Raw genomic sequence first — 15,098 nt, forward strand, 5'->3', positions numbered from 1 at the left:
TTAACAAGCGATTATCCTTTTACCGATCCAAGCATCACCCCTTTGGCAAAGTGCTTTTGCAGGAACGGGTAAATAATGAGTATGGGCAGCGTGGCGACAAGAACGGCTGCCATTTGAACAGTTTGCGGCGGAGGCGGGTCCCGCAGCAGACTGGACAACAAGTTGTTGTCGGGCGGAGAAACGATGACCATCTGACGGAGAACCACTTGAATCGTCCATTTCGTCGTATCGTTAATGTAGAGAATAACGTTGAAGTAGGCATTCCAGGCATCGACCGCGTAAAATAACGCGAAGGCAGCCAAGGCCGGTTTCGACAAAGCAACTGCTATTTTGGTGAAAATCTGGAGCTCGTTGGCTCCGTCAATGCGGGCGGCTTCGAACACTTCCTTAGGGAGTCCCTGGAAAAATTGGCGGATGACAATGAGGTTGAACGTGCTGATCGCGCCGGGCAAAATAAGAGCCGCATAGCTGTCGATGAGATGCAAATTTTTGACCATAAGATAGCTGGGGATCAGCCCGGGAGAGAACAGCAGCGTAAATACGATCATTCTGATGACCAGCTTGTGACCGGCAAAGGGATGGATGGTGGCGAAGGCCATCGTACTGGTCATGAGAAGATTGAAGACCGTAATAACGACAGTGAGACAGGCACTGACAATCAAAGCCCGGCTGAAGGTTTCTGTACCGAATATATACTCGTAGGCTCCCAGATCCCACTTGGAAGGCCAGAGAACGATTGTCTTCTGAACGAAGTCGGAGGTAGTGGAGAAGGATACGGAGAAGATATAAAGCAAGGGGAAGATCATGCACAAGCTTATTACGGTCAATAACAAATAGTTGATTCCGTCAAACCATCTGTCCATTCTGGTTTTGAAATGCATAGCGGGCTCTCCTTTCTTCCGTAGATGTCGAATGCTTAGAACAATCCGTCATGTCCGAACCGTTTAACAATACGATTGGTCGTATACACGAGAATAAGTCCCACAACGCCTTTGAACAGGCCGACCGCCGCGCTGAAGCTGAAGTCGCTTTGCTTAAGTCCTTTCTCATAAACGAAGGTATCGAGAACTTCCCCGATGTCTCGGTTAAACGGGTTAAGCATAAGGAAGATTTGTTCGAAGCCTGTATCCAGCACGGTGCCGATACGAAGAATCAACAGAATGACAATGGTGGAGCCGATTGAGGGCAGGATAATGTAGAAGATTCGTTTCCATCGGTTGGCCCCGTCGACAATGGACGCCTCCAACAACTCGTGGTTCAAGGATGCAAGCGCGGCGAGGAAAATAATTGTGGACCATCCCGTTTCCTTCCAGATCAGCTCCGCAATAACCGTTGGCACAAACAGGCTTTCCTTGGTCATAAACGGTACCCAGTCGTAGCCCATGCCCATGAGCACCTGATTGATAATTCCTTCCGGCTTGAGGAAGATCGTCGCGATACTGATAATGACGACCCAGGAAAAGAAGTGAGGCAGATACACGACGGATTGAATGAACCGCTTGACTTTGTCGTTCGCGACTTCATTCAACATGATGGCCAAAATAATCGGAGCGGGAAAAACAAAGAGAATTTGCATCAAGGAAATAAATAGCGTATTGCGAATAACGCGGAGAACTTGTGTGTCTTCAAAGATCCTTGCGAAGTTGTCAAATCCGATGAATTCGCTCGCAAGGATCCCTTTGAACGGATTGTAGTTCTGAAACGCAATGATATTCCCGAGTATCGGAACAATCTTGAACGTCAGAAAGTAGATCAGCCCCGGCAACAACAACAGATAAATGAAGCGGTCTTTCCAAATTCGATGATATAGCTGCTTAAGGAAGGGAGTGCGAGCTTGAACCGACTTTGAACTTGTTTCTTTAGCCATCATGGATCGAGCCTCCTGCTGATGGTATGTTTTTTGCACGCGAATCCGAATCTGGTCTCAAGTTCATCGTCCAATAAGGCCGGGGATTCCGATACGGGAACATAAACGACAGCGTCTTGAGGAAGCGTTGCGGCATCAAGAACGGGATGACCGATATCGTCGATTCCAATAATGTTTATTTTCCGGCGTGCCCGCTCCCATTTATTCACTTCGTCGACCGTCCATATTGCGAAATTTCGTTGCCTGGCTTCCGCGACTACCTTACGAATCGCGTCTCTGACGGATTCGAACCGATGAATATGGGCCTGATGGAAAAGGAAGTGGGCTACGCCCCGAGCTTGTCCGATTGCTTCCAGGAAAGGTTCGACGGTGCTGTCATCGTAGAGCTCGGGATGATTGAGATCCTGGCTAAGGAACCCGATCTCCAGCACGTCGTAGAAGCGATTGCCTTCCGTAAAGTCGCTTATCGGATAATAAGGATGGCACGTTCCGAATAGAAGGCCGATATTTCCTCTTTTGCTGGGACCGCGCGTCTGATCGGATTCAATCCCGTTCTCTTCGCACCAGCGGAATAGTTCGCCCCAGCCTTCAAAGCGGGTATAATGATTTTTATTGGAAGAGATCCGTTCCAGGCCGGCAGACTGCTTCAGCCAATCGCTTTGATCCCGGAATGCCTCCCTGCCCCAGGAGCCGCCGTCCATGTCCAACGCATTATAATGAAGACATAGGTCATGGCCTGCCGCTTTGACTTCCTCGTATATGTCAATCGTGTAACCGGGTTCGATCATGCACCAGGTCGAACGAATGTTGACTTCGCGAAGCAATTGAAGTGTCGTTAATGCATGCTCGTCCTCATTGAGATCGCTGTCGTGGGAGATAACGGCCACAGAGGGAACACCCTCCGGCCAATAATCAAGGAAGGGAACGGTTTTGCCCTTCTTCAAGGCAAGGGAGATCAATTGTCGAATCACGGCCGTCTGCCACCAATCCGAGTACGGATAAGCGTAATAGTTCATGCCGGTGTCGGTCGTCAGACGATCATATTCCCAATCCATTCCGCAGCGGTCGTCCGCTTTCAGGATGTCGTCCTGCACCGGAATAGAACCGTCTGGCGCCGAGGGTCCGTCGTCATGCACGGGGCCAATTCCTTGTTGCATGGCGACTATCGAACCCATGATATCGACCGACCAGCGTTCGAACGTTCCGCTGCCCCAAGGGATAGAGAGCAGGGCCGGACCGTCTTCTCTCCCCGCTGGACTCCCGCTTCGCAAGCTTCCGTACGGAACAGCGTTCGAGGGGCGGCTGCCGTTAGGGATCCAACTTGTCGCCGAGAGGAATCGAATCGGCGAGGGCGAATCCGGAACAATCGCGTAGCCTGTTCCCATCGTTCGATCCTCGTAGTATCCTAGCTTGTCCGCCATTCCGCGAAGTCCGGCGTATGAGACAACCGTGCCTCCATTCTCGACGTAGGTTTGCAAGAGCTGTCTGTTAAGGGGGCTCTCCTCATACAGCGAAGGAATCAAGATGTCTGGCTGCCATTTGAGCGCTGCTTCCAAGGACATAAACACCCGGAATGGAATACGAACATGATGAAGGGTTTCTTCGACATAGCATTCGAAGGAGTTCACGCCATAGAGCGCTCGCCGTTGCTGGAGGGGACGCTCTTTGATAATCGCTATTCTTGCCAATTCCATATGGTGACACTCCCTTGTGAAAAAAACAGATGCATTACGCGTGAGGAAAACTGACAAACTAAACAATTTTCATTTCTTAAAATGGTATAGGTTTAGAACCGATTCCATTATATCACGATTACTTTCCGGTTCGTCAATATGGAGCGTCATAATTTTTTACACAAATAAAAAAGAAACCGCTTCATAAATGAGCGGTTTCTTTGCAAGCGCAATCAACTGACATGGACTTACGGTGAGATCTCAGACATGGCAACGTCCTGAGCGAGAGCGTTGTGCAGAATGGAGGTCATGCGATCGATAAACTCCCCGGAAGATTCGATCCCGGCCCAGAACTTGTTCATCTCCTGTTCAAGAATTTGTTCGAGAAGCGGGTTGGGCAGCATCTCGTTCATGAAGTAGAACGGCTCCGAGCTCGTCTCCGTCATTCCCAGCACGTTCCGTTCGCGTTCCGTCCACACTTCTTCGTTTACCTGGGAGTAAATCGACAGGAACTTGGCTTCACTTGCCATACGCCGCTGATAGTCGATTCGCAGCGTAAACTGGGCGAACTGCTTCGCGAGCTTCGCATTCGAGCTTGTCTTCGGAATCATCATGCCGTTTGAGATCGCCAGGTTTCCTTGATATGCTTGGGGACCGGTAGGCAAAGGGATGACGGTAACGGGGAACGATGCATTGGTCATGCTGGTGGTCAGCGTCGTAGTCAGAAACATCCCGAGACGACCTTCATCGAACAATTGCGCGAGAAGCTCCCAATCGTTCACCGCCAATATTGGACTGACCCCTTCCCGGTAAATGAGCGATTGGAGGATATCCAGCAATTCTTGCAGTCCTTCGGTATTGAGCATGCCGGACGGCTCCTGCCGCATCTGGTAGCTATGCTTGCGGGCGAGCACCGGCCAGCGATAGATGGAGGAGGAGAGACCGAAGCCGTAAATATCGTTTAAACCGTCGCCGTTCGAGTCCCTTGTCATCGCCTTGGCCGCTTCGACGAATTGCTCCCAGCTCCAGTTGGACTGCGGCAGCTCCAGTGAGTTCGAAGCAAACAAGAGCGGATTGCAGGCAAGGAACACAGGAGAATACGTAAGCGGAATGGCGTAAGGCACGGACGAATGACTAAATACCTGCAGGAGCTTATCTGTCACGATAGTCTGCTCGGGAACGATATCCTCCAGCGTCAAGAACTTGTCGAGCGGCAAGCGCTGCATGTCATGGTTGCTCATAATTACGATGTCGGCGTTCACGCCGAAGTTGGCCAGATCCTGCAAGAACTCCTCGTAGCTTGCCGCTGTTGCGAATTGACGGAATTCAACATTCGGATAATGCTCCTTGAACATATCGATGAGAATTGGCAGCGCTTTGAGCACGTAAGAGGAGTGCTGGGGACAGACGATGTTAATGACCGTGTTTCCATGCCTGCTGATGTCAAGCTCCTTGTTGACCATAGTGCCTCGTCCGACCATCTTGACAAGCAGGCCCTCGTTCGTCAGCAGTTCAAGCGCCTGGCGCAACGAGTTGCGGCTGATATCGTAAACCTGGCAGAGCTCCTTCTCGGGCAACAGGAACTGTCCCGGCTTTAAATATCCGGATAAAATATCCGTGCGAAGCTTCCCTGCCAACTCGATATATCGAAATTCTCTCATGTCTCCCAATTCCCTCCATAAAGTATAAACAGTGGTTCTGTCCTTATTATAATATTTCTAAGTTGTTTGGTATAGGTTTGGTACAAATGTCGTTGACACCGTTTTGAATCGGGTGCTATATTTAACTCGTTCAATCACCTAAATGATCTTTTTGTATGCAGAAAATGATTCCGGGAGGTACCGATCTTGAAGGGAAACATACCTGTAATTCCGACGCCGTTCGTTGATGGCAAGATTGATTATGAGAGCTTTGAGAGCTTAATCCGCCATACTTCCGATTATGTAGAAGGTTATGTCATCGGCGGAAGCACGGGAGAATCGCCAGCGTTGTCCGCGGAGGAACGCATTGAAATCGCCCAGTTCTTCTCGAAGAGCGTACCGAATTTGCACATCGTGATCGGTCTTGGCCACACAAATCTGGCGGAAGCGGTTCGCATCGGCAAGGCTGCGGCGGAAGCCGGCGTGCGCACCGCCCTCGTTCCAAGTCCTTATTATTTCCCGAATTCTCTGCAATCGGTTAAAGCTTATATGGCAAGTCTGGCCGAACAGACGGGACTGGAGATCGTCTTCTACGACAACCCGGTCACGACAAATACGAAGTACACGGCCCAGCAACTGATCGAATTGGCGGAAGCCGTACCGGCGATCAAGGCGATCAAGATGACGGATCATAACATGGATAAAATTCGGACGCTGAAGAGACTCACTTCTCTGGCTGTATTCGGAGGGGATGACATTATCTGCTTCCGGGCGTTCGAAGCGGGAGTTGACGGGAACATGATCATTGCGCCGATTATCTTCCCGAAGGAGTTCAAAGAGTGTTGGGAACTGTATCAGTCGGGTAAGCGTCAAGAAAGTTTCTCCGTCTTCAGCCGCCACATTCTTCCTTTTATCCACATGTTCGGTCCGGGCGACGAGATCCCGACGACCAAGATGCTCTACCACAAGATCGGTCTGTTCAAGAGCGCGGAGACGAGACTGCCGTTGCTGCCATCCGACGAAGATCGGACTCGTGAAACGCTGCTAGGCTATCCGCTATGAGCGCTTTGATCGATTTAACCGGGAAGCTGGAGAACGGCAGTTGGAATTATGGAGATCCGTTCCCGGATATCGTCATCGAGAAAGTCGCTACTGCCGAGAAATTCGGCTATGAAGGACATGCCTTTCGACTGCACTCCTTGGCAGGCACGTATCTGGAAACGGCCAACCATCTGTTTCCTGACCGAGAGACCCTCGGCAACGTCGCTCTTGAGCGTCTGAAGACGAGGGCTTGGGTAGCTCAATTGCCGGACAAGAAGCCGCTGGAGATCATCGAAGCCGTCGAACTGGAACAGGCAATAGGTTCCGTGATCGAGCCCGGCGATGCCCTGTTGATCGCGACCGGCTGGGACGCTTATTGGGGGAAGCCGGGCTTTACGGACAGCAGTCCTTATCTCTCGCCGAAGGCTATGGAGTGGATTATTGCCCGTGATGTCAGCTTGCTTGGGATGGACATTACCTCCATCGAGGATCCTCGCAAGCCCGGCGACGAGATGACGCTGCTTGCGCAATATTATGCCAAAGATCGGTTAATGGTCGCGCCTCTGGTCAATTTGCGGAAGGCGGGGAAGGGTCCGTGGACGCTTCTGACGCTCCCCCTTAACATATCCGATACATGCGCCGCGCCTTGTCGAGCCATCTTGCTAGAATCATGACCCGCCTCTCAAGGCTCGTGGCCGTACCCCAACTTGGCGGACACGGTCAGAGCCTTGGCGCGAACCTGATTGCCGCAGTCGTCAATATCATGGACAGGAAGCTCGCTGCGGAGGGCGGTAATTCCGAGCGCTCCCGCCACCTTCCCGGAATGGTCGAAGATTGGAGCGGCCAAGCATCGAATTCCGGCCTCACCTTCTTCATCTTCAACGGCGAAGCCTCTCTCCCTCACGCTGGTCAGGAAGGACTTGAATTCCTCGATCGTCGTCATCGTCTGCTTTGTCGACTTGGGCATGCCGTGTTTGGCGATCGCCTGTTCCAGTTGATTGTCTGTCATGTAAGCCGCCAGAGCTTTGCCGACGCCAGAATTGTGCAGCAACTGCGTCTGACCGATTTGAGTGGAGAATTGCACGAAGCCAGGTCCGTTCACTTTATCGATGTACAGCGCTTTGTCATTCTCCAGCTTGGCCAGATGGACAGTAAATCTCAGGTTCTCCGCCAACCACTCCAACTCGGGTCTGGCAGCCTTGCGGATATCCAGCCTGATCAGCCGTTCTAATCCGATACTGTAGAGTCTCAGAGTCAGTTCGTATTTACCTTCCTCCGTTCTGGCGACATAGCCAAGATGCTCCAATTCGCTCAGGATCGTAAAGATAGTCGACTTGGGCAAGCCGGTCCGATCGTACATTTCCGTAATGCCGAGCGCATCCTTTGAAGCGGCAAGCATCTCCATGATCAACATTCCTTTAACCAGAGCGGGAACGCTGTATTGTCTCTTCATCTTAACCTCTTTTTCAATATGCTGAAAATATTTCTGAAGTCATTAAAGCACATTCTCATGAATCTCGCAATCGTAAAGGAGCGATAGGCTTGAAGCTGCGTTTTGTTGGAGACGTAAAAGAAGTTGAAGCGGGGCTGGCTGAGATAGCGTTGGAAGCCGGGATCGAGCTTTCTGCCGATGGACGCGAAGTCAGAGTCGTACGACATGACGAGAACCGAATCATCGTGGAGGCGTCGACTGACGGCTTGTTCCTCTCCTATCACCACAATATTCACTTTTTCCGAGCTGTAAGCCTGCTGTCAGAGTCTCTCCGCGAAGGAGGTCGATTCCGGCTGGAGGAAGAACCGCAGTTCGACATGAACGGTCCGATGTTTGACGTCTCCCAAGGCGGCGCCGTCATCCGGGTTGAAGCCGTCAAGGCGATTCTGCGCAAGATGGCATTGATGGGACTCGATATGATCATGCTGTATGCCGAAGACAGCTTTGAGCTCAAGCAGCAGCCGTACTTCGGCTATATGAGAGGCCGATATTCCCAGGCAGAGATCAAGGAGATGGACGACTACGCGCATATGCTGGGCATTGAGATGATTCCTTGCATCCAGACGCTGAGTCATCTGGCCGACGTGCTCAAGTGGAGCGACTTCTATGATCTGCGCGACGATCATGAGACGTTGTTGGTCGGCTACGATCGGACCTACGAATTTGTGGAGCAGATGATCGTGGCGGCCTCCGAGCCTGTCCGTTCGAAGCGTATCCATATCGGAATGGACGAAGCCTGGAAGCTGGGGCTTGGCGAATATTTGGTTCGCAACGGCTTGCGTTCCAAATTCGATATTATGAACGACCACCTTCAGAGAGTCATGGAGATCGTGGAACGACATGGTCTTAGGCCGATGATGTGGAGCGACATGTACTTCCGCGCGGGCTCGCCTAAGGGCGATTACTACGATCCCGATTGCTCCATCTCCGATGAAGTCATCGCAGACATGCCGAAGAACATTCAATATGTCTACTGGGATTATTATCACTACGATGAGAATTTCTACAGCGAATGGATTCGACAGCACAAACGGTTCGGCTCCACCCCTATCTTCGCGGGGGGCATCTGGAATTGGAAGGGGTTCGTTCTGAATTACGGCGCCACCTTCGAATCAACTAATGTGGCGCTTAATGTCTGCAAGCGGGAAGGTGTCAGAGAAGTGATCGCTACACTATGGGGCGATGACGGCACCGAGTGCGACTGGTTCGCGGCTCTGCTGGGGCTGCAGTTGTTCGCAGAGCACGGTTACGCCGGGAAGCTTGACGAGGAGAAGCTGGCCCGGCGCTTCCATTCTTGTACGGGAGCTCGAATGGACGATTTCATGGCGATCAAGAACATTGATGAGCCGCCGGGCATCCGGCCGGGCAATCTGGAGACGTACAATCCTTCCCGTTACATGCTGTGGCAGAACGTTATGCAAGGACTGTTCGATGCCAACATCGCGGATCTGGACGTCGCTGGTCATTATGCCGGCCTCAAGAAAGAGATGGCCTTGTACAAAACGCGCAACGGGGAGTACGGCTTCGTGTTCGAGATTCTTGAGCGGCTGTGCGCGGTGCTGGAACTGAAGGCGGATGCCGGCATCCGGTTGACGAACGCCTATCTCGCCGGGGATAAGACAGCATTGTCCGTTATGGTCCGCGAGACGCTGCCGGAAGTCCGATCACGAGCCGAGAAGCTTCGGGCTTATCATCTCGAGCGGTGGTATGTTGTCAATAAGCCGTTCGGCTGGGACATTATCGACTTGCGCTATGGCGGACTGCTGGCCAGCTTGTCCACGGCGATTGAACGTATCGGGGCTTACGTTGAGGGGCGTATCGAGAGACTGGAGGAGCTGGAAGAGAAACGGCTGCTGTTCCAAGGCCAAGAAGGGCTTGTCGATTGCTATCTGTATAAGCATATGCCGACGCCGAGCAGAATCTCGCAATAATTCAGGGATCAGAGAGGAAGGCGACATCCATGAACGAGATCCAATCGCTGCAGCGTTCGGTGCGGCAATGGGTTGCATCCAACCGGGAACGAATGACGGAACTGCTATTCGATCTCATTCGCTTCGATACGGTCAATCGGATCGTCGACGGAACCGAGCGGAAGTGCCAAGAGGCGCTGTGTGCGAAGCTGCTTAAGCTTGGCATGGAAGCGAAGTTGTACAATCTCGAGGATGTTCCCGGATTCCGGGAGCATCCTGCCTACTACCCCGGCAAGGATTACCGGGACAGGCCGAACGTTATCGCTTCGTGGAGGGGAACGGGAGGCGGACGATCGCTTCTGTTCTCGGGACATATCGACACGGCCGCCATTGCTCCGGGCTGGACAACCGATCCGATCGAGCCGTTCGTTACGGGATCCAGACTATATGGCCTGGGCTCTTATGACATGAAGGGCGGGCTAGTCGCTGCGATTATGGCGGTCCGCTGTTTGATGGAGCTGGGGGTCAGGCTGCACGGGGAAGTAATGATCGAGTCCGTCGTCGACGAAGAATTCGGCGGAGCGAACGGCACCGTCGCAGGTCGGGCTCGGGGAGATCACGCGGACGCGGTCATCATCCCCGAACCGACGAATCTGGCGCTTTATCCCGCTACGCGGGGAGGGGCGCTGTGGCGAGTTGTTTTCGAAGGGACGACCGGGCTGTCGTTCAACGGAGAAACCGTCCGGAACCCGGCTGTCGATGCGGCTCGGTTTATCGTTTATTTGGAACAATTGGAGCAGGAGCGATCTCTGAAGTCCGGGCCGGCTCCTTGGTATTCGGATTCGCAGACCACGCTTCCGATTATCGTAACCCGGCTGGAAGCGGGAGATCTCGGCTCGCCGCTGTGCGACGTCGGTCCGGTCGAATGCCGTGTCGATATCTGGGTCGAATGCTATCCCGGCGTAGATGAAGAGGGGCTTCGCGAGGAATTGCTAAGCGGCTATGAACGCTTCTGTGGCCGCAGATACGAGGAAGGCTTGGCTCTGCCGTCGTTCTCCAGGATGATTCGCTTCTTGCCGGGCAGCGCAGTCGAGCCGGAATTCGCTCTTCTGCCGATTCTGGCGCATGAGATGGAAGAGGCCATGGGAAGGCCCGCGACAGTGGCAGGCTCTCCATTCGCATGCGACGCCTTCGTCTTTAACGAGTACAGTCCGTCCAAAGCGCTTGTTCTCGGTCCATCGGGCGGCAATGCCCACGCGCCGGGAGAGTTCGTCGATCTGGACAGTCTGGATACTTTGGTGGAGATCTATGCGATGACCATGGTCAATTGGTGCGGATGCTCTTCGGCCGATCGACATGGATAACGAACAGGGGGAAGAGGGAATGAGACGGGAAGTCAACGCGAAGGAAGCGTCAATTGGAAGCGGGCCTTACTCCCAAGCGATTAAAGCGGCCAACATGCTGTTTGTCTCCGGACAAGGTCCATTGGACGAGAGAGGGGCGATCGTTGCCGGGGATATCGAAGCGGAGGCAAGACTGACGATGGACAACATCAAGGCGATCGTCGAAGCGGGCGGGTTCGCGATGGATGACGTTGTTAAGGTAGGGGTCTATCTAGCCGACTTGGCGGACTTCGATCGCTTCAATGCCGTGTATACAACATACTTCAAAGGGCCTTATCCGGCACGCACTTGCGTCGAAGCGGGCTTGGACGGAATCAAGGTCGAGATCGACGCGATTGCGTGCAGAGACAACTAATGGGAGGGTGACGATGTACATGCGGCGGTTCGCTGGACTTACGGCATTGGTCACGGGAGCAGGGCAAGGCATCGGGCTGGCCATTGCCGAGAGGTTTGCGGCAGAGGGGGCCCACGTCCTTCTTGCGGATATTAACGAGTCGGCGATCGGAGAAGCGGAGAAGAAGCTGCGGAATGCAGGCTATTCGGCATCAGGATATCTTCTCGATGTATCGAATCCGGACGAGGTCGATGAGGTTGTCGACAGGATTATTCGCGAGCGCGAAGCCATCCACATTCTTGTCAACAATGCGGGCATTGCCTCGGAAGAGCCGTTCGTCGCAATCTCCGACGATCGTTGGCGCCGAATGATAGACGTCAACTTGAACGGAATGTTCTACGTAGCGCAGCGAGTCAGCCGGTGTATGGTCCGGCAAGGCAAGGGAACGATCGTCAATATGGCTTCGACCAATGGTTTGGTTGGCGAGGCCGGGTATGCCCATTACAACGCATCGAAGGGCGGCGTCGTGCTGCTGACGAAGACGATGGCGATCGAGCTCGGCCGATCCGGCATCCGGGTCAATGCGGTTTGTCCGGGTTATATCGTCACTCCGCTGTCCGCTTCGATCGACAACGATGAGATTGTCGGTCGATATGTCGAACGCTTTATTCCTCTCGGAAGAACAGGCAAGCCCGAGGATGTGGCGGGCGTGTTCGCCTTCCTCGCTTCGGACGATGCAGCCTTCATTACAGGCGAATGCATCGTGGTAGACGGCGGGCAGTTGGCATTCTAGAAAGGGGCTGCAGCATGTTCAAGCAGGAATTGGATACGCCATGCATCTTGGTCGATGAGGACAAGCTGAAGAACAATATCGTCAGAGTCCAACGGATTGCCGACGAGGCGGGAATCGCGCTTCGACCGCATGCCAAGACGCACAAGACGCCTCAGATCGCCAGGATGCAGTTGGACGCCGGAGCGGCAGGCATCACGGTGGCCAAGCTCGGGGAAGCGGAAGCGATGGCGGATGCGGGAATAAGCCCGATTCTGATCGCATACCCGATTATTGGGAGATTCAAGCTGGAGCGCTTGATGCGGCTTGCGGCCCGAGCCACAGTGACGGTTGCCGTGGACAGTCTGGAGGCGGCATTCGGCATCTCCGAGGCTGCCTTGAATGCGGGAATCGTGATGCCAATATGGGTGGAGATCGATCCGGGATATGGACGAGCGGGCGTTCAACCGGGTGAGGCTCTTATCCGGCTCGGGAACGAGTTGGGCAAGCTGTGTGGCGTTCGCGTAACCGGCGTTCTTGTCTTTGCGGGTCAGTCGTATGACGAGGACAACGACGAAGGGCGTATCCGGGTAGCGAAGCGCGAGGCGGCGATTGCCAAGGAAGCGGCCGATTCCTTGCTCGGGCTGGGCTTCCCGATCGAATCGGTGAGCGCGGGCTCGACGCCGGTCAGTCGGTTCGCATCCGTCATGGAGGGAGTCACGGAGATGAGGCCCGGCACTTACGTATTCGGCGATTTGACTCAGGTGAAGGCGAAGGCGATTGGCTTGGAGCAATGCGCGTTGACTGTGCTGGCAACCGTCGTTAGCCGTCCGGCACCGGACCGCGCCGTCATCGACGCCGGCACGAAGGTGTTCACATCGGACGGGGAGGATTCGCCGATCGGAACCGGTCGCGGGTTCGTCGTCGGGCATCCGGATATTGAGGTCTCTTGGTTCAATGAGGAACACGGTGTTCTGCACCTGCCTCCGGAGGAGCGGGGGTTGAAGGTCGGGGATAAGCTGGAGATTGTTCCCGTCCATTGCTGCGCGGTGATCAATATGCTCGATGAATTCAACCTAGTCGCCGGAGATGTCGTACAGGAAGCTGTACCGATTCCCGGGCGGGGGAAGGTGAGGTAAACGATGGACTTGAGAGAATGGACGCCGATCCCTTTAGCCGTGCCATCTTCCTTGCTGGGCGAGGGCCCATGTTGGGATGCGCGTTCCGCTGCCCTCCATTGGGTCGATATCGTCGGGGGGCTAATTCACCGTTTCGAACCGGAAGGCGGTCGGCATAAGGCTTACTCGGCGCCGGAGTGGATCAGCGCGATCGTGCCGGGCGGTGGCGGAGAATGGTTCGCGGCCGCCTACCACAGCTTGTATCGATGGGAGTCTGTGACGGAGAAATTCGAGGAAATCCTGCGTCTGGACGATCTGCCCGCGCACGTCCGCTTTAACGACGGCAAAGCGGGTCCGGACGGAAGGCTCTGGCTCGGGACAATGGACATGCGGGGGGAACAACCTCTCGGGGACCTGTATCGGATCGATCGCGATTTAAGCGTCTCGGCAGCCTTGCGGGGAGTGACTTGCTCCAACGGCTTGGATTGGAGCCTGGACGGTCGCGAGATGTATTATATCGATTCCGCCGTGCGAGAGGTTCGAGCCTTCGACTTCAACGTTAGTCGAGGTGAATTGGGAGCAGGTCGCACTGCAGTTCGTCTGGAGGAAGAGACGGACGGTGTACCGGACGGCATGACGATCGATTCCGAGGGGATGTTGTGGGTCGCCCAGTGGGGGGCCGCACGTATAGCCCGTTGGAATCCGGCGAATGGATCGCTGCTGGAAGAGAGGCGTCTTCCCGCTTTGCAGCCTACAAGCTGTTCGTTTGGAGGAGAGCGGCTTCAGACACTTTATATAACCAGCGCGTCAGACGGCTTGAAGACGCCGGAGTTGGCCGCCTATCCGCAATCCGGTGCGCTGTTTGCCATGGATATGGGCGTTGCGGGGTTGTCCGGCCGACAACCGTATCCATTCAATATTTCTTAATTTAGAAGGAGTAAAATATAATGAAGCTTTTGCACTTTCAAGAAGAAGGTCGGACCAAATTAGGAATCTCGACCGTTCATGGCGTGATCGACGTTGGAGCCGCTTTGGGAGCCAACGCGGCTCCGGAGCTGAAGGACGTCGATTCCGCGCTCAAGGCCGGCAATAAAGCGCTGGACGTTCTGAGAGCGCTGGATAGCCGAATCATAGAAGAGGGGGGGGCCGCGTTCGCGGGTGCCGTGCGGAACGAGGAGGAGCTTACGCTCGAGCCTTGCGTTCTGCAGCCGGGCAAATTGATTTGTGTCGGCCTGAATTATCGGAGGCATGCCGAGGAGACGAATTCTCCCATCCCAACGTACCCGATTCTGTTCAATAAATTCGAGAACGCCCTGTCCGCTCACGGCCGCGAGGTTACGATTCCGAAGACTTCAATCAAAACCGACTATGAAGCGGAGCTCGGCATCGTGATTGGGCGGACGGCCTTCGAGGTATCGCCCGAGGAAGCCCTGGACTATGTGGGCGGCTATTGCAACGTGAACGATGTGTCTGCCCGCGATCTGCAGATGAGAACCTCGCAGTGGCTGCTGGGCAAGAGCCTCGACGGGTTCTGTCCGATCGGCCCGTACCTCGTAACCGCGGATGCCGTTCCCGATCCGAATGCGTTGGGCATTCGATGCACGGTCAACGGCGAGGTTCGCCAGAACTCCAATACCGGCGATATGATCTTCGATTGCAGGACGATCATCAGCTACATTTCCCATCATATGACACTGCGGCCGGGCGACCTCATTATGACCGGTACTCCGGAAGGCGTCATGATGGGCTATCCCGAGGACAGACAGAAATACCTGAAGCACGGGGATATCGTTACGGTAGACATCGACGGTCTCGGTTCGCTTACGAACCGCTTCGTCTAAGGAGGGGGAC

At 54.2% G+C, this 15,098-nt stretch carries 14 protein-coding genes; 9 read left to right on the forward strand and 5 right to left on the reverse strand.

From position 1 onward, the window contains the following. Nucleotides 1-11: 11 nt before the first annotated feature. The 4 genes from E6C55_RS00450 to E6C55_RS00465 form a co-directional block, all read right to left on the reverse strand. Nucleotides 12-881, reverse strand: a complete 870-nt coding sequence (locus E6C55_RS00450; protein WP_136367805.1) for a carbohydrate ABC transporter permease — start codon at nucleotides 879-881, stop codon at nucleotides 12-14. 35 nt (nucleotides 882-916) lie between these two features. Next, complete coding sequence (locus E6C55_RS00455; RefSeq protein ID WP_230986447.1) at nucleotides 917-1,870, reverse strand: ABC transporter permease; 954 nt, start codon at nucleotides 1,868-1,870, stop codon at nucleotides 917-919. After that, the gene (locus E6C55_RS00460; protein WP_136367806.1) at nucleotides 1,867-3,627 is read right to left on the reverse strand and encodes a polysaccharide deacetylase family protein; all 1,761 of its coding nucleotides are present in this window, start codon (nucleotides 3,625-3,627) and stop codon (nucleotides 1,867-1,869) included. Before E6C55_RS00460 ends, E6C55_RS00455 begins: the two co-directional genes overlap by 4 nt. Before the next feature lie 161 nt (nucleotides 3,628-3,788). Beyond that, on the reverse strand, nucleotides 3,789-5,201 hold the full coding sequence (locus E6C55_RS00465) for an extracellular solute-binding protein (protein WP_136367807.1): 1,413 nt from the start codon (nucleotides 5,199-5,201) through the stop codon (nucleotides 3,789-3,791). 186 nt (nucleotides 5,202-5,387) lie between these two features. On the opposite strand from E6C55_RS00465, the gene E6C55_RS00470 reads away from it, so the two are divergent. Together E6C55_RS00470 and E6C55_RS00475 are read left to right on the forward strand one after the other, a co-directional pair. Further along, complete coding sequence (locus tag E6C55_RS00470; protein ID WP_168735374.1) at nucleotides 5,388-6,242, forward strand: dihydrodipicolinate synthase family protein; 855 nt, start codon at nucleotides 5,388-5,390, stop codon at nucleotides 6,240-6,242. Continuing rightward, nucleotides 6,239-6,895, forward strand: coding sequence for a cyclase family protein (locus E6C55_RS00475; protein WP_136367809.1), 657 nt, complete (start codon nucleotides 6,239-6,241; stop codon nucleotides 6,893-6,895). Before E6C55_RS00470 ends, E6C55_RS00475 begins: the two co-directional genes overlap by 4 nt. Nucleotides 6,896-6,903: 8 nt before the next feature. Here E6C55_RS00475 and E6C55_RS00480 read toward each other — a convergent pair whose 3' ends face one another. Further along, nucleotides 6,904-7,674 carry an IclR family transcriptional regulator gene (locus E6C55_RS00480; RefSeq protein ID WP_136367810.1) on the reverse strand — a complete coding sequence of 257 codons (771 nt, stop codon included), beginning with the start codon at nucleotides 7,672-7,674 and terminating at the stop codon, nucleotides 6,904-6,906. Between the two features lie 89 nt (nucleotides 7,675-7,763). On the opposite strand from E6C55_RS00480, the gene E6C55_RS00485 reads away from it, so the two are divergent. Genes E6C55_RS00485 through E6C55_RS00515 form a run of 7 tightly spaced genes read left to right on the forward strand, consistent with a single transcriptional unit; the run spans nucleotide 7,764 to nucleotide 15,088 of the window. Beyond that, nucleotides 7,764-9,644, forward strand: a complete 1,881-nt coding sequence (locus tag E6C55_RS00485) for a beta-N-acetylhexosaminidase (RefSeq protein ID WP_136367811.1) — start codon at nucleotides 7,764-7,766, stop codon at nucleotides 9,642-9,644. A gap of 29 nt (nucleotides 9,645-9,673) precedes the next feature. Then, nucleotides 9,674-10,987 carry a M20 family metallopeptidase gene (locus tag E6C55_RS00490; RefSeq protein ID WP_136367812.1) on the forward strand — a complete coding sequence of 438 codons (1,314 nt, stop codon included), beginning with the start codon at nucleotides 9,674-9,676 and terminating at the stop codon, nucleotides 10,985-10,987. A 19-nt stretch (nucleotides 10,988-11,006) separates the two neighbouring features. Continuing rightward, nucleotides 11,007-11,381: a Rid family detoxifying hydrolase gene (locus E6C55_RS00495; RefSeq protein WP_136367813.1), complete on the forward strand. Its 375-nt coding sequence runs from the start codon at nucleotides 11,007-11,009 to the stop codon at nucleotides 11,379-11,381. Between the two features lie 19 nt (nucleotides 11,382-11,400). After that, on the forward strand, nucleotides 11,401-12,153 hold the full coding sequence (locus E6C55_RS00500; protein WP_168735375.1) for an SDR family NAD(P)-dependent oxidoreductase: 753 nt from the start codon (nucleotides 11,401-11,403) through the stop codon (nucleotides 12,151-12,153). A gap of 14 nt (nucleotides 12,154-12,167) precedes the next feature. Continuing rightward, the gene (locus tag E6C55_RS00505; RefSeq protein WP_168735376.1) at nucleotides 12,168-13,268 is read left to right on the forward strand and encodes an alanine racemase; all 1,101 of its coding nucleotides are present in this window, start codon (nucleotides 12,168-12,170) and stop codon (nucleotides 13,266-13,268) included. Nucleotides 13,269-13,271: 3 nt separating this feature from the next. Further along, a complete protein-coding gene (locus E6C55_RS00510; protein ID WP_136367816.1) occupies nucleotides 13,272-14,174 on the forward strand; it encodes an SMP-30/gluconolactonase/LRE family protein in 903 nt (300 codons plus the stop codon). A 20-nt stretch (nucleotides 14,175-14,194) separates the two neighbouring features. Beyond that, nucleotides 14,195-15,088, forward strand: coding sequence for a fumarylacetoacetate hydrolase family protein (locus E6C55_RS00515; RefSeq protein ID WP_136367817.1), 894 nt, complete (start codon nucleotides 14,195-14,197; stop codon nucleotides 15,086-15,088). Nucleotides 15,089-15,098: the final 10 nt, after the last annotated feature.

It is taken from the genome of Cohnella fermenti, assembly GCF_004801405.1.
In the GTDB taxonomy this organism is placed as follows: domain Bacteria; phylum Bacillota; class Bacilli; order Paenibacillales; family Paenibacillaceae; genus Cohnella; species Cohnella fermenti.